We start from the raw sequence: 26671 nt of genomic DNA, 5'->3' as shown, positions 1-26671 counted from the left end.
ACCCAATAAAAAAACGGCCACTCTAAGAGTGGCCGTTTACGTTTCCAAAGAATGGAAAACTATTTTTTTGCTACTTCTATCGGAATACGATAGACTACACCTTGTTCAAACGAACCCTTTGCAAGCCGCTCAAAATCAATTGCACTTCTAATATATTTATCCAATTGGGCATTATCGGTCTCAATGGATAAAATTCTCAAGTAATTGCCTTTATCAACGGCCACACGTACTTCGGCCTTGGCACCTCTAATGTCATTTGGCACCTCGTATTCACCAAGCATCTGGTAAATTTGGGAAGTAAGTACCTTTGAGATTTTAGGTTTGTGTTCTACAGGGGTGTTGGCCATACCGTAATTGATACCCAACGCCATTACCAAGACCAAGGTATAAACTGCTTTTTTCATGATATTTTGGTTTGAAATGTAAAAATCCGTTCGCTAATTCAAATTAAAGATATCATAAAATAGAGCACGCATATTCACAATTTACCAAATTTTAACACTACAAAACATTAATGTCATAAAACAGGTGTAAAATCTAACGATATGTTAGGTTTTGGCACGACCTAAAGCTAGCTGATTCTTAAAAACGGTCGTATGTAAGCGCCAAGGAACGAAATGCAAGACATAAAAAAGGGGCGATATGAATATTCGCCCCTTTCCTTAAATTATATCGTATTGAATACTAACTCAAAACTTCCTTAACCTTATCGGCAGCTTCCTGAAACTGAACGGCTGAGTGTACGGCCAAACCAGAGTTGTCGATAATTTCCTTGGCAAGTTCCGCATTAGTACCTTGTAGTCTAACAATGATCGGCACTTTGATAGCGTCACCCATGTTCTTATATGCATCAACAACACCTTGTGCTACACGGTCACAACGAACGATACCTCCGAATATGTTGATAAGGATGGCTTTAACACCTTCGTCCTTTAAGATAATTCGGAAAGCTTCCTCTACCCTTTTAGCATCGGCCGTACCACCAACATCCAAGAAGTTAGCGGGCTCACCACCTGCCATTTTTATCAAATCCATAGTTGCCATTGCCAATCCGGCTCCGTTAACCATACAACCTACGTTTCCGTCAAGGTCAACATAGTTAAGGCCTACTGCACGGGCTTCTACTTCAATAGGGTTCTCTTCTCGCAAATCACGCATTTCGGCATATTGCTTTCTGCGGAAAAGCGCATTGTCATCGATAGACACTTTGGCATCTACGGCCATAATCTTATCATCCGATGTTTTTAACACAGGGTTGATTTCGAACATACTGGAGTCACTCTCTACATATGCTTTGTACAAGGCGGACACGAACTTTGTCATCTCTTTGAACGCCGTACCCGAAAGACCTAGGTTAAAGGCTATTTTTCGTGCCTGGAAAGGCAAAAGACCTGTAGCAGGATCAATCTCTTCGGTAAAAATAAGATGTGGAGTGCTCTCGGCCACCTCTTCGATATCCATTCCTCCCTCAGTAGAGTACATGATCATGTTTCTTCCGGTCCCCCTGTTCAAAAGTACGGACATATAGAACTCATTGGTTTCGCTATCACCTGGATAATAAACATCTTCGGCGACCAAAACTTGATGTACCTTTTTACCCGCTGCAGATGTCTGCGGGGTAACCAGGTTCATTCCAATAATGTTTCCTGCAATTTCTTCTACTTCCTTTAGGTTTTTGGCCAATTTTACACCTCCACCTTTACCACGGCCGCCCGCATGTACCTGGGCCTTTATTACGTGCCATCCGGTTCCGGTCTCTGCAGTCAATTGTTTTGCAGCCTCAACCGCTTCCTTTGAATTATGGGCCACTATACCGCGCTGAATGCGCACACCGAAACTGGCCAAAATCTCTTTTCCTTGGTACTCGTGAAGATTCATATATTAAGGTATATTTAGATTCGAAAGCAAAAATAGCAAACCCACGGCATTTAGACTAATGAATTATGGAGTTAGTTGCTTAACAATTTTTGAAGTTCCTAAGGAGTCGGATAAAATTCAGGTATATAACGAAGCAAAACACTTCGTTTAACTACATGAATTTCAATTTAAAACTACGATTACAAATTGAAGTCCTTAAAATCCAATGGGTCGAAATTCTTGAAGTTCCCGTTCATTTCAATAGTTTTCTTCGTACGGTTCACCTCGTTCAACATAGCAATCGTAGACTCCAAATGCGATTGCATAAAAAGCATGCGGTCACTTTCCCTAGGCATTTGTAAAAGCTCGTATTCCTGCTCGAACGAGAGTCCCATTTTATGCACCAAGACATAACTGTTGAACTTCTCGAGAGGCAGGGGCGCATACGACACGCCCATAAGGTCGTACAATCGATATATCTGGTCCAGTACCGTTTTTTTTAAGGCCTTATCGGCATCGTTTACACTGTCAAGAAATTCTACGGTACCGCCAGCGTAGAGCTTGCCGGGCATCTGGTTCTCAAAACTCAATATTCGGAACACTTGACGACCGACACAGGTCACATCCATCTCCCCGTTGTCATAAGAGTTGACTATCTCCACCAATTGTACTTCGGTTCCATAGGTCATACCGTTATTGATATAAACCGGGATCCCAAAGGTCAAGGCCTCCTTCCTACAATCGGAAATAAGTTGTTTATACCGGTCTTCAAAAATATGCAGGGGTACGGTTTCCCCAGGAAAAAAAATGGATTGTAAAGGAAATAAGGGCAGTCTCATGATGCAAAATATTTAGGCTAAAAGTACAACTCAAATGAAGAATCACAAATAATAAAATTCAACACATGTTTCAAAAATAACAATTTGTTGTATTTTTTATATTTGTGCTTGTTTTTTTTGCTCATAACGCTTAATCGGGTTAAATTCGCACCAAATACTGAAGTATTATGAATCATACTGATTTGCTCAATATAGCAAAAACCTTTGGAGACCCCGTTTACGTTTACGATTCGGGAAAAATAATCTCTCAGTTTCAACGACTAACAAATGCTTTTGGAAGCGTAAAGAAACTAAAATTGAACTACGCGGCCAAGGCATTGTCCAATGTGGCCATACTCAAATTGATGAATAGTTTGGGTAGCGGACTTGACACTGTTTCCATTCAAGAGGTTCAATTGGGCCTACTTGCCGGTTTCAAACCTGAATCGATAATTTTTACGCCCAATGGGGTTTCCCTGGAAGAGATCGAAGAGGCCTCCAAACTTGGTGTCCGTATCAATATAGACAACCTTTCCATCTTAGAGCAATTCGGCAGCAAACATCCTAATGTACCCGTTTGTATTCGGATCAACCCCCATGTAATGGCGGGTGGTAACTCGAATATTTCCGTAGGCCATATTGATTCCAAATTCGGTATCAGCATTCACCAGATTCCGCACTTATTGCGCATTGTAGAGGTGACCAAAATGAACATCAACGGAATTCACATGCACACCGGAAGCGATATTCTTGATATCGATGTATTTTTATACGCTTCGGAAATCTTGTTTGAAACCGCCAAAAACTTCAAGAATTTAGATTTCATAGACTTCGGTAGCGGTTTTAAAGTACCCTACAAAGAAGGCGATATCGAGACCAACGTAGAGGAATTGGGCAAAAAACTAGGTTCGCGCTTCAATGAATTCTGCAAAGAGTACGGTAAAGAATTAACACTTGCCTTTGAACCCGGTAAGTTCTTGGTAAGCGAAGCGGGTCACTTTCTGGCCAAGGTCAATGTAGTGAAGCAAACGACCTCAACGGTTTTCGCCAGTATAGATTCTGGGTTCAACCATTTGATCCGTCCAATGCTATACGGGGCTACGCACCGTATCATCAACATATCCAATCCTACGGGCAGGGAGCGCTATTACTCTGTAGTAGGCTATATCTGTGAGACCGATACCTTTGCCAGCAACAGAAGGATCAACGAAATAAGCGAAGGCGACATTCTTTGTTTCAAGAATGCAGGAGCATATTGTTTTACCATGGCGAGCAACTACAACTCCAGATTCCGTCCGGCAGAAGTACTGTGGCACGAAGGCAAAGCGATCTTGATCCGAGAACGCGAAACCTTTGAAGACCTCGTCAAGCACCAAATCGACGTTAAAGACCTTTTCGCTCAGAAAAAGGAAAAGGCCCTAGCAAAATAAAGATCAGGTATTTTCGTTAGTTTTGGTATAGTTGTTAGACTAACCATTGAAAAAAGTAACATGAGAGTATCTGCCTTGAAAACCATCCTTTTTGTTTTTATGGGACTATCGGCCCTAACCCTGAGTGCGCAAGAAGTACAATGGTTAAGTTGGAACGAGGCTGCCGAATTGGTGGCTACCGAAAAAAATCCTAAGAAAATATTTATCGATGTCTATACCGACTGGTGCGGTTGGTGCAAGAAGATGGACAAAGATACCTTTCAAAATTCAGAGGTCGCTGCCTATATGGCGGAGAACTTTTACATGGTCAAACTTGATGGTGAGGGCAAAGAGCCCATAGAGTTCAAGGGAAAGACCTACAAGTTCGTTCCCTCTGGAAGAAAAGGCTATCACGAATTTGCAGCAGCCCTAATGCAGGGACGGTTGAGTTATCCGACTACGATTTTCCTTGACGAGGAAATGAACATGCTTTCGCCCGTGCCCGGATATCAAAAACCCGAGCCTTTCTTGAGTATTGCCAGATACTTTGGCGACAACATTTATAAAGAACAAGACTGGAAGACTTACGCCGGAGAAGGAAAGTAAAGAACCATAACGATAAGATTGTATAAAACCCGATACCACTTCAAACGGTATCGGGTTTTTTTATGCCTTAAAACTTAGATACCCTATCTACTTGTATTCGTTTTTACTTTTGAGTACTTTCATTTTCCCATAGCAAATCGCGAATTTCAAAAGTTCATGAAAATATTCTTTATCGCAGCCCTTACCGGCTTATTCCTCTTTTCGTGCAAAGAGCCCAAAAACCATCTGCCCGAGTTGACAAACGGTGTTTCCTTGGAATTGGCAAATTACAGAAAAGACCAAGTTTCCGAGGTCGAGTACCGACTCAAGTTTCAAATTCCAGCAGAAAAGACGGCACCTATTACCTCCAAACTCCTTCTGAGCTTGCAAATTTCAAACCTAGACGCGCCTTTATATTTAGATTTCAAAGAAGAAAGCGACCATTTAAAATCGATTCAAGCCAATGGGCAGACCATTCCAATCGTCCATCAAAAAGAGCACATCTCCATAGCTGCCAAGCACCTCAAACTTGGAAAAAATACCATAGAAATAGCATTTACGGCCGGCGAATCTTCACTGAACCGCAATGAAGACTACCTATATACACTCTTAGTACCCGACCGTGCGCGAACCCTCTTCCCGTGTTTTGACCAACCGAATATCAAGGCCACCTACTCCATGGAAATTACCGCACCCAAAGATTGGGCCGTGCTCTGCGGGGCGCCCGAAATCAAAAAAGAGGAAATTAACGGATTCAGCAAGCACTATTTTGGCCCGTCGGACCAAATGAGTACCTACCTATTTTCTTTTGTAGCCGGCAAATTCAAAACCACCCGCAAAAATCCGGGTAAATTCGACATGACTCTATTATACAGGGAAACCGACGATAACAAGGTCGCCTACAGCACCGATACGATCTTTCGTCTACACCAGCAATCCATATCCTTTTTAGAAGACTATACCCATCATCCATTTCCCTTCCAAAAACTCGACTTTGCCGCCATCCCCGGGTTTCAATACGGCGGAATGGAGCATGTAGGAGCAATTCAATACAAAGAAGAAGCCCTATTTCTCGACACGACTTCCACAAAAAACCAGAAACTGCGACGACTAAAACTTATAGCGCACGAAACCAGTCATATGTGGTTCGGCGATTTAGTCACCATGAACTGGTTCAACGATGTCTGGATGAAGGAAGTCTTTGCCAATTTTATTGCCGATAAAATAGCGAATCCGGCCTTTCCGGACATCAACCACGACCTTTCATTTATGACCACCCATTACCCTAGGGCCTACAGCGAAGACAGAACCCAGGGCTCAAACCCAATTCGCCAAAAACTCGACAACCTCAACAATGCAGGTTCATTATACGGAAGCATCATCTATAGCAAAGCCCCGATAATGATGCGACAGTTAGAAGCCCTTATAGGAAAAAAGGCTTTTCAGGAGGGGATACAGGAATATATTACAACTTACAAGAACAGCAATGCCGAATGGAGCGACCTTGTTCATATTCTTGACGGTAAATCGGACATAGACATTGAAGAATGGAGCGAAGTATGGGTGAACAGTCCTAGTCGCCCTATATTTCACGAACAAATTGTCTATGATGCCAACCAGAACATATCTTCCTTTGAAATAAGTCAGACCGCCGAAGACAACAGCTACCATGTATGGCCCCAAACCTTTGAACTGACCTTGGTCTATAAAGACAGTCTACAAAAGGTTTTAGTCGATATGAACGGAAGCAGTATCAACCTTCCCGAAGCCATAGGTAAGCCAAAACCCATATCGATCATTTACAACTCCAATGGCATGGGCTATGGGGTTTTTCCTATCCACAACACAAAAACCGACCTCACAATCGAAGATGACGTAGCCCGGGGCTATATGTATATCAATACTTATGAGAACACTTTAAACGGTGCCCTCTCCCCTACAACCTTACTGGATTTTTTCGGTCAAAAACTAGTTAGCGAAAAAAATGAGCTATTGGTCAATTTACTTTCCGGCTATACGACCACTATCTTCTGGAAGTACCTTAGCCCAGACGAAAGAACAAGGTACCAACCACGGCTTGCCGATCAACTTTGGTCGCAGTTGCAGTCTGAACTTCCGGCCAATATTAAAAAAAGTCTATTTTCAACTTTTGGCTCAGTGGCCTATTCCGAAGAATCGAAAGAACAATTGTACCAAGTTTGGCACAAAGACCTCCTTATACCCAACTTAAAGCTCAACCAAGACGATTATACAAAGATGGCAATGCGATTGGCCCTATTCGGCCATTCCGATTCTAAAAGCATTATAGAGCAGGCTAAAAAAGCCATCGACAATCCCGATAAACTGGCGGAGTTCAACTTCCTTCTCCCTTCCCTATCGAAAGACAAAACCGTTAGGAATCGTTTTTTCGACTCCCTTACAGACGAGGGGAACCGACAGAAGGAATCTTGGGTCTTGCAGGCCTTGGCCTACCTGAACCACCCCTTGCGCGCAAAGGAAAGACTTGTAAATCTAAGGGCGAGCCTTGATCTATTGGAAGAGATTCAAAAAACAGGGGATATTTTCTTTCCGAAAGGATGGCTCAGCAACACCATCGGCAAACACACTTCTGCCGAAGCCTATACTATTTTAAAGGAATTCCTAAGTGACAACCCGAATTTAGAACCTACATTGTTGGGCAAGCTGATGCAAGCCTCTGACGATTTATACCGGGTACAGTCACGAAATAAAGAAGAAAAAGAATAAAGTTGCGGGGAGCGACCGCCCCCCGCATAAACTTACCTACTATAATTAGGTGATTCTTTGGTAATGGTCACATCATGAGGATGGCTTTCGTTAATACCACTAGCGGTAATCTTAACGAAACGACCGTTTTCTTTTAAGGCATTGATATCCTTTGCCCCGCAATATCCCATGCCGGCACGAAGCCCCCCTACAAATTGATGGATACTTTCATAAAGTTCCCCTTTGTAAGGTACGCGACCTACGATACCTTCTGGCACCAGTTTTTTAATATCATCTTCCACATCTTGAAAGTAACGGTCTTTACTACCTTCTTTCATAGCTTCAACAGAACCCATACCTCGGTACGATTTAAATTTTCGTCCTTCATAGATAATGGTTTCCCCAGGAGATTCTTTAGTTCCTGCCAATAGGGACCCTAACATAACCGTATCGGCACCGGCGGCGATAGCTTTTGGGATATCACCAGTATAACGGATTCCACCATCGGCAATTACCGGAACACCGGAGCCTTTGATGGCGGCGGAAACTTCGAGTACAGCCGAAAATTGAGGAAAACCTACCCCTGCAACTACACGGGTGGTACAAATGGAACCCGGTCCGATACCCACTTTTACGGCATCTGCCCCAGCTTCAACCAAATATTTGGCGGCCTCGCCCGTAGCAATATTACCTACGATAACATCAAGGTCCGGAAATTTCTTTTTTACTTCCTTTAAAACAGCCACCACACCTTTGGTATGGCCATGGGCCGTATCAATAACTACGGCATCTACACCTGCATTTACCAATGCCTCCGCCCGATCGACCGCATCGGGAGTTACCCCTATGGCAGCCGCTACGCGCAACCTTCCATACGTATCTTTATTGGCTATAGGTTTCTGGGTAAGTTTTGTGATATCCCTAAACGTGATAAGTCCCACTAACTTATTATCCTTATCGACTACCGGTAATTTTTCGATTTTATTCTCTTGAAGAATGTCTTCGGCCTGCTCCAATGAAGTACCCTCACTCACCGTAACCAAATTTTTAGAGGTCATTACCTCGGAAATCGGACGGTCGTTGTTTTTCTCAAAACGAAGGTCCCTATTGGTAACGATACCGATCAGTTTGCCTTCATCATCAACTATGGGGATACCACCGATACTATACTCCTTCATATTCGCCTTGGCATCACGCACAAAAGAATTCAAGGGCAATGTAACCGGATCGATAATCATTCCACTTTCTGCACGCTTTACCTTGCGCACCTTTACCGCTTGTTGCTCGATGGTCATATTCTTATGAAGCACCCCAATACCCCCTTCTTGGGCAATGGCAATGGCCATACGCGACTCGGTAACCGTATCCATGGCGGCCGAAACAACCGGGACATTGATCGTAATGTTACGCGTAAACTTGCTTTGAATATTTACCTCTCTAGGGAGGACTTCTGAAAAGGCGGGGACTAGGAGTACGTCATCATAAGTGAGACCTTCTCCAACGATTTTGTTTAGGTGGGCTTGCATAGCAATTAAAGATTTAATTGCGTGCAAATGTAGTGAAATTAATTTGTTATTCAGTCTATTGACCTAGGGGAATATGACTAAAACTATTTACTCGGAAATTGCCCACAGGCTTTGAGGTGATATCCCCATAAAACGAAAATGATCTTACCTTTTTTCGTACCCACATCCTGAAAAACCCCAAAATACCCCCTTGAAACCCTTTGCAAGCACCCTACAATTTGAACTGAAGCGTTGTATAAAATGTTCTCGGTTCGGATGGAATAATACCTGGCCCCGGGTAACCTGTAGCCCTTCGGGTAAAATATGAATTATCTAAAAGGTTATTGACGCCCGCTTCCAACTTCCATTTTTTATAGGTGTACGAGAGCGAGAAATCTAAAATATCATAGGCAGGAATCACCCCTTCTATCCCTCTTTGGTTATCATTTACGTCTTGTGGCGCATTGGTAGCATCGGTAAACTGATCGGCAAAATAAGTATACTGAAGGCTTCCCAAAAGGTTATCATAACCAAAGTTTAATCCCGTCTTAAGATTGACTTTTGGAATAAACTCCACTTCCTTGCCTTCTACATTGTTTCGTTCGGAAGAAAGGTATTCCGATTTAGTAATGGCCACATTGGCAAAGTAATTCAATTTCACTTTTTCCGATTGCGGAAAGAAGGTTTCCTTTAAGCTCCAGTTCGCAAAACTTTCCAAACCATAAATAAACGCGGTACCTATATTGCCTCTTGCCCTTAATAATCTTCCCGTTGAAACTTCTTCTCCGGCCGCGTTAACCTGGGTTTCCTCTTTTAATATTTCTCCTAGCCTATTATCATAATAGAGCCCATATATACTTATGTCATACGATAGCGCATCTTTAAATCTTCCCCTGGCACCAAAGTCTGCGGTAAAGCCATCTTCATCTGAAATATTTGAATCTACTTGAAAAGAAGGATTCACCACCCGTATATCACTGAAGGTTACGGAACGGTAGTTTTGCGAAAAATTCCCGTACAATTCTACACTAGGTGACAGCTTATATGTTGCTCCAAGTCCCAACAAAACAAAGGTTCTATCAAAAACCCTATTATCCTCTACCTCCCTATTTAGCAATGGATTATCCGCCAAGTCTAAGGTAATCTCTTGGTAACTACCTATACTTTCTGTTTTAATATGCTCCAAACGAAACCCAGGAGTTAAAGCTAATTTATCTGAAAGGTTGAATATGTTCTCCCCAAACAAAGCCACATTGAAGTTCGGGAAATTGAACTGAGACTGTCTTTCGTAGTTTGGAAAACTGGCATCGGCAAAATTAAAATCGGCATCCGCAGCTGCAGAGCCCGGTCCTTGCCTTTGGTCATTATTTGTTTTATAAACTTTAGAACCTAATAAAAGGGCCGATTCGGTACCCGCCAAATTATACCTTGTCAACACCCTTGCTTCTGCACCCCAGTTGCTAAAATCATCGATTAACAATTCCCGTGGTCCAGTTGTAATATCATCTTGGGAAACCCTATTGGTACGAAAACCCAAGGCCCTACGCGAGGCATTCAAACCGAAAATATTGAGACTAAAATCTGTCTTTGGGGAAAAGGCGTGATCCAAACGAAACGAATATAGTCTCCAATCTACTTCGAACCAGTTTCTTTCACGATTACTAAACCTTGGGTCTTCATAAAATTGGGCATCGGTCAAACCACCTGGTTGCTTCGCTAAATAATGCAAGAAAGTAGTCTCTAAGCTTACTTTGGTTTTATTGGAAATCTCGTAAGCTAAATGTGTGAAATAGTTCTTGCTGTTAAAATTTGAATTCGGGCGGAAGCCATTTCCATCTTTATAGCTGAGATAAGTATAATAACTGAATTTACCCACCGTACCACTTAAACTATTGAAGCTTGTAAACAGATTGTACGAACCGACGGTCTGACGGGAAATAAGTTCTATCTCCTTATTCGGATTTGGTTTTTTAAACTTAAAATTGATCAAGCCCCCAAATTGAGACCCGTATTGCAAAGAAGCCGCACCACGTACTACTTGAATTTCCTCAAGCGCTTCCGCAGGTGGGGTATAATAACTTTCCGGGTAACCCAACACATCCGCACTAATATCATAACCGTTCTGGCGTGTATTGAAATTAGCCGTTCTATTAGGGTCCAACCCCCTACCTCCAATATTTAGCTGCAAACCGGCATCGCCATTATCATAAATATTTAGCCCCACAACCTGGCTATAGATTTGTCTGGCATTGTTGGCCGCAAGGTTTCCGGTAAGGCCCTCCATAAGCACGACCTCTGTTTTTTTACCGGCATAAATAGCGGTGCCTTCCACCTTTTTTAATTGCTTTAAAGCGAATACCTTTTCCCTTCTTTCGGTCAGAACCACTTCTGAAAGTTCTTGTGATTTTATACGCTGGAGTTGAACACTGAGATTAAAAGCGGAATCAAAGGTCAATTCCTTTTCATATACATCATATTCAAAAGCGAAGACTACTACGGTGTACTTACCTCCGGTAATATTGGAAAACTCAAAATTACCATCGGCATCGGTAGTTTTTAGAAGTTGCACCTCTTTTAAATACACCTCTGCATCTTGAACAGGCTTCCCCTTTTCATCGGTTACGTTACCCGAAATCGTAATCTGCGAAAAGCCGGAAAACGAGGTTAAGAATACTATGAATACGATACTAAATTCCCTTAATTTCATCAGTAAAAGGTATTATCCAACTTTTATGTTCAAACGACTCCCGCTCTTGGGCAAGGTCTACTTTTGGGTCGATGTAGGTAGTACTTAACCTTCCGTTCAAGGCCACGCGGCAATCGACGAATATTTGCACATTTTTGTGTCCATCTTTTTCAAAATGTCTTTTCAGATAGTGTGCATATTCTAATATAAAATCAGGTTGAAAAGACATTTGTTTTTCTTGAAAGGGTGTCAAAAAATCGGAATTATCGACATAAAACCACCTCCCCGAATCTTTGCTCACTACTTTGAACTGGGCATAGCCCGATTTTTCCATAAGCATCACCCGCCAAGAGAAACGATACCCCTCTTCCGTCCAAAACAATTCCCCTGGATACGCCAGGTAGCGCCAGGGCATCAGCAATTGCACCACAAAAAAGACGGCCATTAAAACCAATTTGGAATTCGTTTTAACATTCGAGGCGAAAACCAAGACCTGACCGTTATCAAAGCGATTTTTGTGTATTCGGAAAAGACCACTAACATAGCTCAAGAGCTTATGATGAAAAGATGAATCAAAGAATATTAATGTAGAGACTATCATGACATATGGAAACATGCCTATAGGGAAGAGCACCCGTGTCGTTACATGAAAGACAACCACCATTAAAAAAGCAAAAGGGCGTGTCTTTTTGTACAATAACAGGAATGGAATGGCCAAATCATAACCGGCCCCGAACCAACTAAAAGCATATTGCACCCATTCTTCGTGCAAAAACTGTCCTAAAAGCGGGGTATCGAATTTAGAGGGCAACCAAATTTTCAAGGGCATGGCCTTAAAAAGCCAATCGGAGTTTAGCTTGGCCAATCCCGCGTAAAAATAAACGATGCCCAGCATGAGCTTTATACCATTGACCGTCCAAGCCGGAATCTTCTGAAAGGCTTTTTTAGGGTTTAGCTTGGCATCCAAAGAAAAATAGGCGTTGGCCGGAAGAAAAATCATCAAAAAACCAACGAGGCTAATAAAATAGTAATGGTTGAGATAGGTGGTCTTATCCATCAACTCTATATAGGTAAAGCTGAGAAAAAACATAATAATCGCCATTCTATACCTATAACCCAGTGCCACAAAGATGGCCGAGAGTCCACAGATAATAAATATGAGATAGGTATAAGCTCCCAAGGGTTTTACCCACTCAAAGCCATAATATGAGAAGAAGAGTTTGGGCTGTATATATAATTTTTCGATCCATCCGTAGCTCCAAAACCTTACAATACTAAGCAACATCATCACACCAAATAAAATGCGAAAGACCGCCAAAGGGGCGGCCTCTATAGGGGCTGTAATATGTTTGCTTATGAAACGGTTCATTTTCTAGTCGCCATCCGTATCAACAAAGTCAATACTTACGCTCATGGCCGAAACCATATCCACTTTGAACAAAGGAACAATGCGTTGTACCTCGTCATACGCCAAAAGCATATTTGTGGGCGGCACATTATCTTCAAGTTCTTCACGAAAAGGAGCCAAGGCTTCCACCTTAGTCTTAGCCAAGTCGAACTGTTCGTTGATTAGCTTTGTTAAATCTTCACCATCCTTAACCTCGTTCAACGCATCCAAGTAAGACGCCAGGCTTTCGCCAGATGTCGTTTTTCCATAATGTACGCCATTGAAAAAATCCTGTACAGCCTCAAACCCTTCTATAAAAAGTTCGTTAGAAACATCGGCTTTGTAATAGGCCTCAACATTTTGTGGAAGTACACTTTCCGAAAAAGCACCTATAGGAATTCCCATTTTACCTGCTCTCAAATATTTCTCGTAGTAAAAAATATAATCGTTGATAAACCGGTCTACCGATGCGGTCGAAGACGCACCGTCGTTTGCCACAAAAGTATCCCTATATCCTGAATCCCACTCCGCAAGTACCCCAGATGTGAGACTTGACATATCGGCAATAATGGCTTCTGTATAAGCAATCAGCTTCTCTTTTTCCACTCCATTATATTTTGCCACGATATCCGTATCGGTATCGCCCAAGCCGTTAATTAAATAATCTAAAGCAGGGAAGCCTTTGGCATTTCTGTTGGAAGCAAGGCCAAGATCATAACTTTCCGAAGCTACAAAACCCTCTATTTTTTCGGCATCGGTAGGATAAATATTCATATTCAGGCGAAACCCAACCGTTTCGGCCGGACCTATCTCGAACATAGAAACCCTTTGCCACATTTTATAGGCAGATAACCATGATTCCCTAAAGGCTACAAGGTTGGTTTCGGTAGCATCGGCTTTGAAAGTATCAAATGCCGTTTGCAAACCCGACATTTCATTAGAAAAAGCTTCATAGGAAGGTTTAATAATATTGTCGGCCCAGTTCGCCAACATGGGTCCTCGTTCAAAACTGACCGGTTCCGGATCTACGTCATCCGATGTACCTCCCCCACTATTATCCGAGCTGCAGGCCCATATCATTGTGGCCACGGTAAATAGGGCAAAAAACCTCCTCATAGCTTATTTTTATTTATTCTAATTAAACAAAAGTATAAAAAGCAGCCTGTTATCACCTAACAGATACTGCTTTTTTTTAAAACACTTAAATTTTAATATTGCCCTCGCCATTAGTCAGCGGCCTGGGCCACGGTAAATCCGAAGCGTTCGGCGATATCTTCCGAAATCTCATCTATGGTTTCCGCTTTTAAATCCCACAAGCCATTGGCGCCATCATCCATCAATTCTTCCAAAAGCTCATCAGATTCGGCTTTTGAAAAATAAGGGGCGTCCGTACCCGGCTTTCGCGTAAAACGCAAACTATAGATAAAACCATAGGCTTCGGACAATGCGTGAAAAGCACTTGCGTAATTAGGCACCTCATCTGCTAAAGTCGCTTTTGCACGCTGCATATAAAACACCCCCCTAACAGCAGGTACTAATGATATTTTCTCTCGAATAATCTCAGCTTGGGCATCACGTACCCCATAATCTCCCGCTACAATGGCAGCACGCCCTAATTTAAAAGCTTGAAATATATCATCGGCTATTCCGGCGAAATCGGCATCCTCTTCAAGTTTCCCTATGTATTCGTTCAAAAAACTATCGGCTCCCAGATCGGCATTGGGATCAGAAGCATCGGCATTCAAGCCATATACATAACCATAGGCCTCATCCCATTTATGTTCCATATTGGTATAAGACTTGCCCTCTAATACCGTTCCGGCATCGTTATCGGTACGATTGGAAGATTCATCCAACACCGTTGGACTCAAGTAGTTGTTAAGCGCCTGGTCGGTCATCAGGGCCCCTATCAAGCCTTTGGCGAACAATTGGTTGTACTCAAGACCTTTTGCGTTTACATAACGTATTTTTTCACCGTCGGCCAATTGACCTGCAATTCCCGCAGCCGCGGAAACATTCCAATTGGCAAAAACTTCATTTACCTGGCCTTCTATCCATGACTCAAAATCGGCACGGATAAGGGTTTGGTCCGTAGTATTGGCATAAAAATAATCTACAGAAGCCGCCGTCTTACTACGTAAATTTTTATCCGAAGCATTTAAATCAGCATCCTCAAAATCGGCCGCACCATCATCATGGGCGAACATGGCCTTCAAACTTTCGGCCGTATTACTTTCATCCAAAAAATTGGTCAAAAGCTCATGGGCCATTTTAATACGCGTGGTCTGACCACTGAAACTTACGGTAGACTCGCCATCGCGCTCAAAAGAATAACTAACCGGATTATCGATTGTTATAGTTTCGTCCATTCCTGACGCATCATCATCTGAACTACACGATGTAAGGACTATTGCCGAACTAAGGGCCAATATAAACAGGGCTTTTTTCATTATGAAGGATATATGTTTATTTAGACTTGATTTAAATTGAGTGGCAAAGATAACACATGGAGCTTGTCTGTGCAAAATAATTTTTATTTATTCTAAATAATAACACCCTCATTGCCTTTGCCGCTCCTAGAGGAATAAAATAGGGGATAAAAATTTGGGGTATTTTCACTCTATTTATAATTAATCTAAATAAAAATACTATTTTTGATTCAGAATTTAAGGCGCATACCCCTCCCTACCCCAAGGAGAGGATAGGCTTGATCAAAGTAGCGTATAACATAAAATGTTCACCCCAAAATATCTAAAAATTACACTATGGACGACATTACCCCCATATACCACAACCCCTTTGGCGTTGCATTTCAATGGAAAAGAAACTCGATAAAAGACACCAGTAAGATACAGATCGTCTTTAGGGACACAGGTCTCTTATTGACCGAAAAAGAACTCGTACAGTTTCAAAAGAACATTGAGTGTACGATGAACAGCAATGCCCTTTGCAAGGATTGCCAACAACATGAAACCTGTAGGTCGCTACTTTTAGACACTCCCGCACCACAGATTACCTTGGCCATGAACCTAAAAGAATTGAACGCCGTGCACGACTTGGTCGAAGGCACCCTATTTCAGCTTAATTTGGATAGTTACCTGAACCGAATGTGTGGAGGGAACGAGAACTAGTGATACTGCGAAAACAACTCGGTAGCCTTATTGTATGCAGCTTCAAAAACCATCCAATTGACTCCGCTATCTACCTTTTCCGCGGTAAAATACGAAAGCATCTGCTCGGTAGGCATGTTTCCGGTAAGTTCATCTTTGGCCATCGGGCAACCTCCGAAGCCCTGAATCGCCCCATCGAACCTACGGCAACCCGATTTGTAGGCGGCATCTACCTTTTCATGCCACCGACTCGGTGTAGTATGCAAATGGGCACCAAATTCAATATCGGGATACTTGGGAATCAAATTTGAAAACAGGTACTTGATAACCTCTGGGGTAGACGAACCTACGGTATCGGAAAGCGAGAGTATCTTAGCCCCCATGGCACTCAATTTTTCGGTCCATTCCCCTACTATATCCACATCCCACGGATCTCCATAAGGATTACCAAAACCCATTGATATATACGTCACCACTTCTTTTCCCGAAGCGTCGGCAATATTTAATATTTCTTGGAGTATTTCTACCGACTGATCTATGGTTTTATGCGTATTACGCATCTGAAAATTCTCGGATATAGAAAAAGGATACCCCAAATATTGAATCTCGGGGTGCTGCGACGCCTCTTGGGCCCCTCTAACGTTAGCCACGATACTCAACAATTTACTCTGGGTCTTCGACAAGTCCAATTGCGATAATACCTCGGCGGTATCAACCATTTGTGGAATGGCCTTGGGGGACACAAAACTCCCGAAATCTATGGTATCGAAACCACAACCCAGCAAAGCCTGAATGTACTTTACCTTTTCGCCGGTAGGAATAAAAGGTTTGATACCTTGCATGGCATCCCTAGGACATTCGATTACCTTCACCTTTTCCATCATGTGCTTACATTTCTTATGAGGCAGCAGAAACCACTCATAAAACTAATCAAAATTAGCATTATTTATCCGATACCAGAATATAGACCGCAATACCAATAAAGACAATGATTTGTAGCCATTTCAGATAAATTCCCATTTTGGGCTTTGATGTAAAATACGACGAAATACTCCCCGAAAGCACCGCTATTAAGCTGAAAACTATAAAGGAAACGAACATAAAGACCAGCCCCAGCACATAGAACTGAACTACGGTACTCATATCATCGCTAAAGAGAAAACCGGGAAAGAAGGCCAAAAAGAAAATAGCAACCTTGGGGTTTAATACATTCATGATAAACCCCTGCCTAAATAGCTCCCAGAGCCCTTTTTTAGGTACCGAACCTTCGGTCAAACTTAGCGAGCCACTACTTTTAAACACCTTGTACGCCAGATAAAAGAGGTAAATGGCCCCCAACAATTTAATTCCGAAAAAGAGGGTATCACTTTCCTTGATCACCATTGACACCCCAAAGGCCAACAAACTCGTATGCACCAGACAACCCGACATGAGTCCCGCCGTAGTAGCCAATCCGTGTTTTTTACCATTGACCAGACTTTGCATCAATACATAAATATTATCAGGACCCGGCGAAATGGACAAGGCCACGGCGGCCAACATAAAAGTATAGAGCGTTTCGTAATTCATTTTTAAATTATTCAGTATCACTGTTCGTTCCCGAACCAATAAATACACGATTTTTGGGGCGATTCCGGCAACGCGCCGCTAAAGTAACGACTCTTTTTTATATCTTACCGACCGTTTAGTTTTTTTGAGAGGCTTCCCTCCTGTCTTTCCTTAGGTTATACGTATGTAGCATTATTGCCTTTTTTAGTATAAAGTATGTATTGAATTACAGAGAAACGACTATATCATGAAACAAAGTTACCTTACACTCACCTTATGTCTCATTTTGTTCGCCTTACTTTCTATGGCCTTCAAAAATAGGACCGCCCACCAAACCGATCAATCTATCAGCATGCAAGAAGACAGTCTGCTACGTCATGTAGTTTTATTCAAATTCAAACCCGAAACCACGAAAGAAGACATCAAAAAAGTTGAGGAGGCATTTACCGCCCTACCCTCTAAAATTCCACAAATCGTGGGATATGAGTGGGGACTGAACAACAGTCCTGAAGGATTAAACCAAGGATTTACCCATTGTTTCTTCCTTACCTTCAACAGCGAGGAAGACCGTGCCGTTTATTTGCCCCACCCCGACCATAAAGCCTTTGGCGACATTTTGGGACCGCACTTAGACGATGTGCTCGTTGTAGATTATTGGGCCAAATAAGATCAGTATTACCTTAAAGTCCAAATAAATTTTATTGCCTCTGCTTTTTAAGAATGGCTTTATTGATTCGTTTTATCAAGGCCGGTCCTTCGTAGATAAAACCGGTATACAATTGAACAAGGTCTGCCCCAGCTTCTAATTTTTCGAGTGCATCCTCTTCGGAATGTATTCCGCCCACACCTATTATAGGGAAAGCTTTGTTGCTTCTTTCCGCTAAGAACCGAATCACTTCGGTGCTTCTTTTGGTCAATGGTTTTCCACTCAAGCCACCCGTTTCACTAACGAGCGAAGCATCCGATTTTAGATGTTCTCGCCCAATGGTCGTATTGGTCGCAATAACACCATCTATTTTAGTATCGCCAACAATAGCGATAATATCCAAAAGCTGGTCGTCCGTAAGGTCTGGGGCAATCTTCAATAGAATCGGCCTTTCCTTTGCTTGTTTCTGCCGTGCCAGTTTTGTGTTTTCGGATTTCAGTTCCAGCAAAAGGGCGGTCAAAGGTGCTTTATCTTGAAGCTCGCGTAGGCCAGGCGTATTAGGTGAACTTACATTGACCACAAAGTAATCGACGTGATCAAAAAGCGCATCAAAACAGATAAGGTAATCTGAAACCGCATTTTCATTGGGTGTAAGCTTATTTTTTCCAATATTGCCTCCAATGAGTACTTTGTGCTTCTTTTTCAATCGCCCTACGGCATCGGCAACCCCCATATTGTTAAACCCCATACGGTTGACAATCGCCTGATCGGGCTTCAGCCTGAACAATCTCTTTTTAGGATTTCCCTCTTGGGGTTTGGGCGTTAAGGTTCCTATCTCAACAAAACCAAATCCAAAATTGGACAACTCATTGTAGAGCTTGGCATCTTTATCGAAACCCGCCGCCAGACCTACCGGATTTTTGAACCGAATTCCAAAGACTTCCTTTTCCAGACGTGGGTCCTCTATTTTATAGATGGCCTCGAACAGGCTTGAAAAACCAATTTTACAAAGAAAACGGACTAGAGAAAAGGTAAGGTGATGGGCTTTTTCGGCATCTAGCAAAAAAAGTAAGGGCTGAAGAATAGACTTATACATGAGGGTATATAGAATTTGCGCAAAAATACAAACTTACCCCCTAGTACAGGCATAACTTACTACTATTTTTATATGTCGGGACATGGAACATGTCTTAAAAAAAGACGTGCCCCGCCTCTTAGATTCTTAATCTTCCCCTTCAGGGATTTCATAATTTTTAGGAATTACCTTGATAGGTATCCTTATAGCTTCATTACAGAGTCGAAGATAACGCTCATACTGTTTTGAATTGAAGAGCGACAAGAGTTTTTTATCACTGTCGTAGGCCGCCTGTACCAGCTGTTGCTGCAATACCTTGTATTTTTCCGCCAATTTAATGAGGTCTTCTTCGCTGCTTTGCGGATGTTCGGCCAACAGCTTTTCTATTTGCCCTTCAATATCCTTGGTCTGCACCTCCAGTTCGCCTTGTAGGGCTTCCATAGTGCTTATTTGCTCTTCGTTCAATTGAAAAATAGTTTTGATGGCCTCATTGTTCTTTCCACCTATATCCAATGTGCAATTTTGGGCATTTACCGATGTAAAAAGCATCAAAAATACCATTGAACCGTATAATTTTCGCAACATATACCTCTTTTTAAAATTTGAATCCATTTATATAAACACCATTTTAAGTGAAAAATTATACTTCTTCTGTGTATGACACCCCTAAATAAAAAGAAAGACCGTTCTTTCGAACGGCCTTTCCCTATATTATTCCTTCTTTTCAATACTCTACTTCAAAGCGAAGCTTACACGGGCAAACAAGAACCGTCCTCCAATACCGAACTGTTGCGCCCTACGCGACCAATCGAATCGGCCATCACTACGGTTATTGTATTGATCTTCGGCCCTATCGGGGTAGATATCCAATAAGTTATTGGCCCCTATGGTCAAGGTCAAGGCATCGGTAGCCTTATACCCAATGGAAAGGTCGGTCACCACCTTGGTTCCAAAAACCTGTTGGTTGGCTATGACCGTAGTCGCTTCGGTAACTTCCCCAAAGTATACGTTTCTTAAGAACATGATCCATTTATCGGAGGTAAGGCTGTTGGAAAGGTTGATTTTCGTACGTGGTACGGCCTCTTCCAGATACACTCTACTATCTTCTGGAAAATAAGTATTTACAAGACCCGCATCTTCTAACACTTTTGATGAATTAATATCACCTATTTGATTCGTTTTAGATAAGGTACCCGCCAAATCGGATTTCAATCTCCAGTTATCACTTAAGTTGGCCGTATGCGTAAACACTACATCCAATCCACGAGATTCGGTATTGATCGCATTTGCAAAGAAGGAAGCAGCTGTAGCATTTGCCTGACTTAGCAAATTATCCAATTCAGTTCCTGTACCCGGGCCTTCAAATTGACCTGTATACACTACCCTATCATTAATTTCCACATAATATCCATCTACAGTCAAGGTTAGGTTTGCATCTGGAATCTTGGCCGTAAAACCAACACTTATACTACTTGAAGTTTCTTCCTTCAATTCAGGAATACCCAAAAGTTTAGCGGCCCTACTATCATTGGCAAAGGTACCTACTTCTTGTGGGTCGCCATTCTGATCAAAAATAGTAGATGTAGAGTTGAAGTTTATCTGATGTAAGGAAGGAGCCCTAAAACCCGTATTCCCTGCAGCCCTAAGGTTTATATTATCATTGACCTTATAACGTGTTGCCAATTTAAAATTGATGGTAGAACCAAAATCGCTATAATTCTCAAAACGTGTAGCAAAACTAGCAACGAATTTTTCTGAAAAATCCGCTTCTAAATCAATGTAACCGGCAACACTACTTCTTCCTCTAGACAATTCATTCGACGGTCCAAAACCAGGAAAAACCTGTGATCCACCAGGTCTAGATTCCCCGAAGAAATCCGTTGGTACACGTACATCCGAATTTGGATTTGGTATTGTTTTTTCCTCTCCATCCAACACGGGAACACCAGCAGCATCCCTAACAATATCATCATAAGGATTGTTTATATTCCCCGTACCATCATATTGCCCATAAGAAGCTGGTTCCCCAGCCACTATATCGTAATTTTCGACACGGTATTCCGCTCCAAAAGCCACATTCAATCCAGACAACGCATCTTCAAAAAAGCGGGTTACGTCTAAATTGGCCGTATTCTGTGCAAAAGAAAATCCCCCTGCATCAAAAAGGGTAGGTGATGCATTTTGCATGGATGCATTAAAGGTATTTCCGATGGAATACAGAAAAGAGTTCTTTCCGTAGGTATTGCTCAAGTCCACATCCCATTCATTGATCTTTCCTTTAACACCCACCGATAGCGACCTGTCTTTAATAGTTGAATTGATTTCTGGTAAAAATCCGTTCATATATGCAGGTGTATATGTCCTGCTTTGATTGGGCAAACGATAAAAACCTGCTGAATTACCCGTTCTTGAACTGATACCGGCAAAAGAATATACCTCAGTTCCGCTATCATCTAAAGGCAAGGAAAAGTTGGCAAAGATACGTCCACCTCGTAAGGCCGATTGCCCTACCCTCATATTGTAATCACTACGTTTTTGACCACGTGCAGCAAGTTCGGCATTCGTAGCATCAGCTCCCAAAATTGGCCGAAGCTCTTCTTTGGTAGTCGCTCCATTCAAATCGATTCCTGCCTGACCGGCATACTGAATCACATCAGAAACATCATCATCAAGTAAATTGATCAAATCATATCCATCACTATTAGCAAAGCGCTCGACCACATTGTACTGATTAAAAATTCCACCTTCCCACTCCTTCATCCTACTATAATCTTGACGTACGTCAAAATCACCAGAAAAGTTCAAGAAACCTCCGTTCTCACCTAAGGGAACACCATAACTAGCAGCTATGTTGGTCGTAGCCCCATCTACACCGCCTGTTTGATCATTGGCGTTCTTGGAAAAATTAGCACCAGAGGTAACCGACATGTTCAATTCGTTCACACTCTTGTTCAAAACGATATTGATTACCCCCGCTATGGCATCAGAACCATATTGGGCAGCTGCCCCATCCCTTAAAACTTCAATACGCTGAATGGCGGCTGCCGGTATAGCATTTAAATCGGTACCCACACTACCACGTCCGAAAGTTCCGTTTACATTGATCAAAGAAGAGGTATGTCTTCTTTTACCATTGATCAGTACCAAAACCTGATCAGGACCCAAACCTCTTAATGAAGCCGGATCAACGTGATCCGTACCATCTGAAATAGTCTGGGTGTTTGAAGTAAAAGAAGGTGCTACATAATTCAAGATCTGATTTAAGTTCACCTGTGGGGCAACACTGTTCAGTTCCTTCATACTAATTACATCTACCGGAACCATACTCTCGGTAGCCGTTCTGTTCGGGTTACGCGACCCCACGATAATAACCTCCGACAAGGCTACTCCCGAAGATAATTGGATCTTCATTGTACCCGACTGGGCCGTTACTTCTTTGGTCTCATAACCGATGTAAGAAATAACCAGCTTATCGCCAACCTCCGCATTGATCGTAAACAATCCGTCAAAATCGGTGGTGGAACCTGTCGTCGTTCCTTTGACCACTACGGATGCACCGGGCAGTGGGCCATCTTCATCTGAAACCGTACCTGTGATTTGAGCACTTCCAATAGCTATGCACCCAAAAAACAGCACATAGCATAAAAAATACATTCTTTTCATAATTGATTATTGGAGTTAATTCTACCATAAGTTAGGCATTTTCCAACATTCACGTAAGAAATTCACTAAAAAGATAGTCTTAAAACAGGCTTCGTTTGTATCTAGTAAACCCAATTTTGTACTTTTGATTCAAAAACATTTTAGATGCAGCATATCATCGATCGCTTTTTGAAGTATGTAAAAATCGATACTCAAAGCGACCCCAAATCAAAGACCACGCCCAGCACCGAAAAACAATGGCATTTAGCAGACTTACTCGTCGAAGAATTACTGGAAATTGGCATGGAGGAAGTTTCCATCGACAACAACGCCTACATTACGGCCACCTTACCGAGTAATCTCAACATTGAAGTGCCTACCATAGGCTTTATATCGCATTTTGACACTTCTCCCGATTTTACGGCTACAAATGTCAATCCGCAAATTATCGAGGATTACGACGGCAAGGACATTGTACTGAACGCCCACGAAAACATTGTACTCTCTCCCGATTATTTCGAGGATTTACTGCAGTACAAGGGCCAAACCCTCATCACTACGGACGGAACCACCCTTTTGGGCGCCGATGATAAGGCCGGAATCACCGAAATTGTCACGGCCATGGAATACCTTATCAACCATCCGGAAATAAAACATGGAAAAATCAGGGTCGGTTTTACCCCCGATGAAGAAATCGGTCGTGGGGCACATCATTTTGACGTTGAAAAATTTGATGCCGATTGGGCCTATACCATGGACGGAAGCCAGATTGGCGAACTAGAATTTGAAAATTTCAATGCGGCCAGTGCCAAGGTGATAATAAAAGGAAAGAGTGTACATCCGGGATACGCCAAAAACAAAATGGTAAACGCCATAAGCATCGCCAGCGAATTTCTTGAGATCTTACCCCCGGAAGAAACCCCTCAAAACACCGAGGGACGCGAAGGCTTCTTTCACGTACACCACATTCAAGGCTCAATAGAACATGCCGAATTTGAGCTTATCGTACGTGACCATGACAAAGACCATTTTGAAAAGAGAAAACAACTACTTCGCAATATCACCGATAAATTAAATTCAATTCACGGCAATTGCATTACCCTCGAATTAAAAGATCAGTATTTTAATATGAAGGAAAAAGTAGAACCGGTATACCACATCGTAGAAATAGCCAAGGAGGCCATGGAAGCCATGCGCGTAACGCCCATCATCAAACCCATACGTGGTGGCACCGATGGCTCACAGCTCAGCTATATGGGGCTCCCATGCCCCAATATTTTTGCCGGCGGGCACAACTTTCACGGAAAATACGAATATATTCCCGTAGAGAGCATGATAAAGGCCACCGAGGTCATCATCAAAATCTGTGAACTGGTAGCCAAAAAAGCCGTATAACCACAAAGCTTATCTTAGGGAAGTCAACTTACTGCACTTCCCTAATGGATATAGCCGAAAAAAGTAGAAGCCTACTACACCGAAGCACATCATTTAAAAACGGTGTCGCCCTCTTGTGCCAACTCGTTTTGAAAACCGATTTAGAGGAAACCTATAAATGGAATTTTCCGACCTATACCTTGGACAAAAAAAATGTGTTGGCCATTTGCAAGTTCAAACACCACTTCGGCATCTGGTTCTTTAACGGGGTCTTTTTAAACGACCCCGAAAACCTTCTTGAAACTGCACAAAAAGGAAAGCCCCTAGCCATGCTCCATTAAGGTTTTTTTTTCGAAAAAGGAAATAAACCCCACTACAAGCAGCGTGAAGACACTACATGCATTACAGAAACCCTACGTGAAAAAACAAAACTAAATCGACTTGACAAGATTTTGCCGATGATTAGCAAAGACAAAGGCTTGAATGACCTGTTCAGTAAAAACATCCTAGCCCTTCCCTGTTTTATATGTGGAAGCCCTATGGTTTAGAGCATAGGTAGTTTCCAGCCATTTTGATAGTTGGCCGTAATCAACTTATTGGCCTCCTCTTCCTTAAACTTTCCGGAAGCCTCGTCCCAATAGATCCGGTTGCCCGTCTTAAAGGCTACGTTGCCCATATGCGATACCAAAGCGGCATCATAGCCAACTTTAATAGGGGCATTCAATTTAGAACCATCGCGACTCTTTACTGCATCTATAAAATTTGCCGTATGCAAATCCAATCCACTGGCATTGCCCTTGTCATAGGAGACAGCTTCCATTTTAGGGGTACCTTTCTTGCCCCATCCGGCAAATTCTTCCTCAGGTATCACTTCCCAACCGTTCCGATCAACGACCAAAGTGCCGTTATTACCAATAAAGGCTATACCGTGGTTACGTCCATAATTCCCCCCATCAATACCCGTAGCATGTTCCCAAAGAATTGAAAAGCCATCGTATTCAAAAACGGTCTGTAAGGTATCCGGGGTTTCGGAAGCATCGTTCGGATAGGCGAATTTTCCTCCTAGGGCCATTACCGACTTAGGCGTTCCCGCCTTCATTCCATATAAAGCATAATCCAACAGGTGCACGCCCCAATCGGTCATTAGGCCGCCCGCATAATCCCAAAACCATCGAAAATTGAAATGAAAGCGGTTTGCGTTGAAGGCGCGCTCCGGTGCCGGTCCCAACCACATTTTATAGTTTACGCCTTCCGGCGCGGCAGAATCGGCTACGACGGGCACAGGTTTCATCCAACCCTGGTAGGCCCAAGCTTTTGCCAAACGTATATTGCCCAATTTGCCCGAATGCACAAAATTAATGGCATCGACAAAATGGGGCTGACTACGCTGCCATTGTCCGATCTGCACCATTCGGTCACTAGCGCTAACGTAGTTTAGCATTATATTCGACTCTTGAATGGAATTGGCTATAGGCTTTTCACAATAGACATCTTTTCCCGCCATCAAGGCATCGGTCAACTGCAGGCAATGCCAATGGTCCGGCGTACCTATAATGACCACGTCAATGTCTTTATTCTCAAGTAGCTTACGATAATCGCGATACCACAACGGCTTTTTAATCCCTGCCTTTCCGAGGTCTTCCGTCCTAGCCTTAAGAACAGCTTCATCTACGTCGCAGAGTGCCATCACATTGGTCTCGCTTATTTTCAACATAGACGTCAAATCGCTAAACCCCATACCCTTGCAGCCAATAAGCCCTACATTGATTTGATCGTTCGGCCCCACCTTTTTACGCAGCGTGGCCAACAGCTCCATGGGAAATAAAAATGCCGCGCCCGAACCTGCCAAGGCCAAGGAACTTTTCTTTATAAAATTTCGTCTATTATGGTACATCGATTTTGGTTGTTTTGTTCAAGAGATGAATATACTAATTTACCCTAGCATAACGACCAAAAAAAACACCGCTAATTGCTTAGCGGTGTTTAATATGTACTACAATGTACGTTTACTTCTTTTCGGGAGCGTTCAGTTTTTTGCTCAGTTCCATTGAAATCGCAGAACGATCAAATTTTAATTTACCGGCCATGGTTTCAAGAATACACGAAGAATCGCTATCGTTCAAATCCATAATCTTGCCGTGCAAACCACTTTTAGTAATTACCCTATCGCCTCTTTTTAATTCAGCCGCGAATTTCTTTTCATCTTTCTGACGCTTCATTTGCGGGCGTATCATAAAGAAATACGCTACCACAAAAATCAATATCATCGGAAGAAACTGTCCTATATCACCCATATTTATTTAGT

At 42.5% G+C, this 26671-nt stretch carries 22 protein-coding genes; 7 read left to right on the top strand and 15 right to left on the bottom strand.

Annotation, left to right across the window (positions count from 1 at the left end; all coding sequences use genetic code 11):
- Window positions 1-59: 59 nt before the first annotated feature.
- From B4Q04_RS11780 to B4Q04_RS11770, 3 genes are all read right to left on the bottom strand, one after another.
- Window positions 60-404, bottom strand: a complete 345-nt coding sequence (locus tag B4Q04_RS11780) for a hypothetical protein (RefSeq protein ID WP_088696929.1) — start codon at window positions 402-404, stop codon at window positions 60-62.
- A 280-nt stretch (window positions 405-684) separates the two neighbouring features.
- Window positions 685-1878, bottom strand: a complete 1194-nt coding sequence (sucC, locus tag B4Q04_RS11775; protein WP_013994208.1) for an ADP-forming succinate--CoA ligase subunit beta — start codon at window positions 1876-1878, stop codon at window positions 685-687.
- Between the two features lie 179 nt (window positions 1879-2057).
- On the bottom strand, window positions 2058-2696 hold the full coding sequence (locus B4Q04_RS11770; protein WP_088696928.1) for an LON peptidase substrate-binding domain-containing protein: 639 nt from the start codon (window positions 2694-2696) through the stop codon (window positions 2058-2060).
- Window positions 2697-2863: 167 nt separating this feature from the next.
- On the opposite strand from B4Q04_RS11770, the gene lysA reads away from it, so the two are divergent.
- The 3 genes from lysA to B4Q04_RS11755 all read left to right on the top strand — a co-directional run bounded on the left by lysA (window position 2864) and on the right by B4Q04_RS11755 (window position 7414).
- Window positions 2864-4105: a diaminopimelate decarboxylase gene (gene lysA / locus B4Q04_RS11765; protein WP_013994206.1), complete on the top strand. Its 1242-nt coding sequence runs from the start codon at window positions 2864-2866 to the stop codon at window positions 4103-4105.
- 60 nt (window positions 4106-4165) lie between these two features.
- Complete coding sequence (locus B4Q04_RS11760; protein ID WP_013994205.1) at window positions 4166-4690, top strand: thioredoxin family protein; 525 nt, start codon at window positions 4166-4168, stop codon at window positions 4688-4690.
- A 156-nt stretch (window positions 4691-4846) separates the two neighbouring features.
- On the top strand, window positions 4847-7414 hold the full coding sequence (locus B4Q04_RS11755; RefSeq protein ID WP_088696927.1) for a M1 family metallopeptidase: 2568 nt from the start codon (window positions 4847-4849) through the stop codon (window positions 7412-7414).
- 32 nt (window positions 7415-7446) lie between these two features.
- Here B4Q04_RS11755 and guaB read toward each other — a convergent pair whose 3' ends face one another.
- From guaB to B4Q04_RS11730, 5 genes are all read right to left on the bottom strand, one after another.
- Window positions 7447-8919, bottom strand: coding sequence for an IMP dehydrogenase (gene guaB, locus B4Q04_RS11750; RefSeq protein ID WP_013994203.1), 1473 nt, complete (start codon window positions 8917-8919; stop codon window positions 7447-7449).
- A 211-nt stretch (window positions 8920-9130) separates the two neighbouring features.
- Window positions 9131-11605, bottom strand: a complete 2475-nt coding sequence (locus B4Q04_RS11745; protein ID WP_088696926.1) for a TonB-dependent receptor domain-containing protein — start codon at window positions 11603-11605, stop codon at window positions 9131-9133.
- Window positions 11586-12953 (bottom strand): HTTM domain-containing protein, encoded by a 1368-nt coding sequence (locus B4Q04_RS11740; protein WP_088696925.1) that lies wholly within the window; start codon window positions 12951-12953, stop codon window positions 11586-11588. The genes B4Q04_RS11745 and B4Q04_RS11740 overlap by 20 nt, the downstream gene beginning before the upstream one ends.
- A 3-nt stretch (window positions 12954-12956) precedes the next feature.
- Window positions 12957-14087 (bottom strand): imelysin family protein, encoded by a 1131-nt coding sequence (locus B4Q04_RS11735; RefSeq protein ID WP_088696924.1) that lies wholly within the window; start codon window positions 14085-14087, stop codon window positions 12957-12959.
- Between the two features lie 110 nt (window positions 14088-14197).
- Window positions 14198-15421, bottom strand: a complete 1224-nt coding sequence (locus tag B4Q04_RS11730; RefSeq protein ID WP_088696923.1) for a DUF4856 domain-containing protein — start codon at window positions 15419-15421, stop codon at window positions 14198-14200.
- A 315-nt stretch (window positions 15422-15736) separates the two neighbouring features.
- Between B4Q04_RS11730 and B4Q04_RS11725 the strand changes: the two genes are divergently transcribed.
- On the top strand, window positions 15737-16102 hold the full coding sequence (locus tag B4Q04_RS11725) for a hypothetical protein (protein WP_013994197.1): 366 nt from the start codon (window positions 15737-15739) through the stop codon (window positions 16100-16102).
- On the opposite strand, the gene B4Q04_RS11720 is transcribed toward B4Q04_RS11725, so the two are convergent.
- The gene (locus tag B4Q04_RS11720; RefSeq protein WP_013994196.1) at window positions 16099-16965 is read right to left on the bottom strand and encodes a hydroxymethylglutaryl-CoA lyase; all 867 of its coding nucleotides are present in this window, start codon (window positions 16963-16965) and stop codon (window positions 16099-16101) included. The genes B4Q04_RS11725 and B4Q04_RS11720 overlap by 4 nt on opposite strands.
- Window positions 16966-17023: 58 nt before the next feature.
- Window positions 17024-17650, bottom strand: coding sequence for a LysE family translocator (locus tag B4Q04_RS11715; RefSeq protein WP_088696922.1), 627 nt, complete (start codon window positions 17648-17650; stop codon window positions 17024-17026).
- A gap of 226 nt (window positions 17651-17876) precedes the next feature.
- Here B4Q04_RS11715 and B4Q04_RS11710 point away from each other — a divergent pair, with 226 nt between their 5' ends.
- Window positions 17877-18296, top strand: a complete 420-nt coding sequence (locus B4Q04_RS11710) for a Dabb family protein (RefSeq protein ID WP_013994194.1) — start codon at window positions 17877-17879, stop codon at window positions 18294-18296.
- A 31-nt stretch (window positions 18297-18327) separates the two neighbouring features.
- Here the strand turns inward: B4Q04_RS11710 and B4Q04_RS11705 are convergent, their stop codons facing one another.
- From B4Q04_RS11705 to B4Q04_RS11695, 3 genes are all read right to left on the bottom strand, one after another.
- Entirely contained in the window at window positions 18328-19371 is a 1044-nt protein-coding gene (locus B4Q04_RS11705) for a quinone-dependent dihydroorotate dehydrogenase (RefSeq protein WP_013994193.1), read from the bottom strand.
- Window positions 19372-19497: 126 nt separating this feature from the next.
- Window positions 19498-19935, bottom strand: a complete 438-nt coding sequence (locus tag B4Q04_RS11700) for a hypothetical protein (RefSeq protein WP_123772367.1) — start codon at window positions 19933-19935, stop codon at window positions 19498-19500.
- Window positions 19936-20082: 147 nt separating this feature from the next.
- Window positions 20083-23013: a TonB-dependent receptor gene (locus B4Q04_RS11695; RefSeq protein ID WP_088696921.1), complete on the bottom strand. Its 2931-nt coding sequence runs from the start codon at window positions 23011-23013 to the stop codon at window positions 20083-20085.
- 144 nt (window positions 23014-23157) lie between these two features.
- On the opposite strand from B4Q04_RS11695, the gene pepT reads away from it, so the two are divergent.
- On the top strand, window positions 23158-24387 hold the full coding sequence (gene pepT, locus B4Q04_RS11690) for a peptidase T (RefSeq protein ID WP_088696920.1): 1230 nt from the start codon (window positions 23158-23160) through the stop codon (window positions 24385-24387).
- A 44-nt stretch (window positions 24388-24431) separates the two neighbouring features.
- Window positions 24432-24707, top strand: coding sequence for a DUF1801 domain-containing protein (locus tag B4Q04_RS22950; protein WP_088696919.1), 276 nt, complete (start codon window positions 24432-24434; stop codon window positions 24705-24707).
- A 203-nt stretch (window positions 24708-24910) separates the two neighbouring features.
- Here the strand turns inward: B4Q04_RS22950 and B4Q04_RS11680 are convergent, their stop codons facing one another.
- On the bottom strand, window positions 24911-26260 hold the full coding sequence (locus tag B4Q04_RS11680) for a Gfo/Idh/MocA family protein (RefSeq protein WP_088696918.1): 1350 nt from the start codon (window positions 26258-26260) through the stop codon (window positions 24911-24913).
- A gap of 112 nt (window positions 26261-26372) precedes the next feature.
- Complete coding sequence (gene yajC, locus B4Q04_RS11675; protein WP_013994187.1) at window positions 26373-26660, bottom strand: preprotein translocase subunit YajC; 288 nt, start codon at window positions 26658-26660, stop codon at window positions 26373-26375.
- Between the last annotated feature and the right edge of the window lie 11 nt (window positions 26661-26671).

This window comes from Zobellia sp. OII3 (assembly GCF_002211465.1).
Classification (GTDB): domain Bacteria; phylum Bacteroidota; class Bacteroidia; order Flavobacteriales; family Flavobacteriaceae; genus Zobellia; species Zobellia galactanivorans.
This window is presented reverse-complemented; position numbering and strand designations above follow the sequence as displayed.

Coding starts and splice junctions, on each gene's coding strand:
- B4Q04_RS11680 (WP_088696918.1), bottom strand. CDS start 26,260: ATGTACCATAATAGACGAAATTTTATAAAGAAAAGTTCCTTGGCCTTG.
- B4Q04_RS11780 (WP_088696929.1), bottom strand. CDS start 404: ATGAAAAAAGCAGTTTATACCTTGGTCTTGGTAATGGCGTTGGGTATC.
- B4Q04_RS11725 (WP_013994197.1), top strand. CDS start 15,737: ATGGACGACATTACCCCCATATACCACAACCCCTTTGGCGTTGCATTT.
- B4Q04_RS11730 (WP_088696923.1), bottom strand. CDS start 15,421: ATGAAAAAAGCCCTGTTTATATTGGCCCTTAGTTCGGCAATAGTCCTT.
- B4Q04_RS11760 (WP_013994205.1), top strand. CDS start 4,166: ATGAGAGTATCTGCCTTGAAAACCATCCTTTTTGTTTTTATGGGACTA.
- B4Q04_RS11700 (WP_123772367.1), bottom strand. CDS start 19,935: ATGTTGCGAAAATTATACGGTTCAATGGTATTTTTGATGCTTTTTACA.
- lysA (WP_013994206.1), top strand. CDS start 2,864: ATGAATCATACTGATTTGCTCAATATAGCAAAAACCTTTGGAGACCCC.
- B4Q04_RS11735 (WP_088696924.1), bottom strand. CDS start 14,087: ATGAGGAGGTTTTTTGCCCTATTTACCGTGGCCACAATGATATGGGCC.
- B4Q04_RS11705 (WP_013994193.1), bottom strand. CDS start 19,371: ATGTATAAGTCTATTCTTCAGCCCTTACTTTTTTTGCTAGATGCCGAA.
- yajC (WP_013994187.1), bottom strand. CDS start 26,660: ATGGGTGATATAGGACAGTTTCTTCCGATGATATTGATTTTTGTGGTA.
- B4Q04_RS11770 (WP_088696928.1), bottom strand. CDS start 2,696: ATGAGACTGCCCTTATTTCCTTTACAATCCATTTTTTTTCCTGGGGAA.
- B4Q04_RS22950 (WP_088696919.1), top strand. CDS start 24,432: ATGGATATAGCCGAAAAAAGTAGAAGCCTACTACACCGAAGCACATCA.
- B4Q04_RS11695 (WP_088696921.1), bottom strand. CDS start 23,013: ATGAAAAGAATGTATTTTTTATGCTATGTGCTGTTTTTTGGGTGCATA.
- B4Q04_RS11740 (WP_088696925.1), bottom strand. CDS start 12,953: ATGAACCGTTTCATAAGCAAACATATTACAGCCCCTATAGAGGCCGCC.
- sucC (WP_013994208.1), bottom strand. CDS start 1,878: ATGAATCTTCACGAGTACCAAGGAAAAGAGATTTTGGCCAGTTTCGGT.
- B4Q04_RS11715 (WP_088696922.1), bottom strand. CDS start 17,650: ATGAATTACGAAACGCTCTATACTTTTATGTTGGCCGCCGTGGCCTTG.
- B4Q04_RS11755 (WP_088696927.1), top strand. CDS start 4,847: ATGAAAATATTCTTTATCGCAGCCCTTACCGGCTTATTCCTCTTTTCG.
- B4Q04_RS11710 (WP_013994194.1), top strand. CDS start 17,877: ATGAAACAAAGTTACCTTACACTCACCTTATGTCTCATTTTGTTCGCC.
- pepT (WP_088696920.1), top strand. CDS start 23,158: ATGCAGCATATCATCGATCGCTTTTTGAAGTATGTAAAAATCGATACT.
- guaB (WP_013994203.1), bottom strand. CDS start 8,919: ATGCAAGCCCACCTAAACAAAATCGTTGGAGAAGGTCTCACTTATGAT.
- B4Q04_RS11720 (WP_013994196.1), bottom strand. CDS start 16,965: ATGATGGAAAAGGTGAAGGTAATCGAATGTCCTAGGGATGCCATGCAA.
- B4Q04_RS11745 (WP_088696926.1), bottom strand. CDS start 11,605: ATGAAATTAAGGGAATTTAGTATCGTATTCATAGTATTCTTAACCTCG.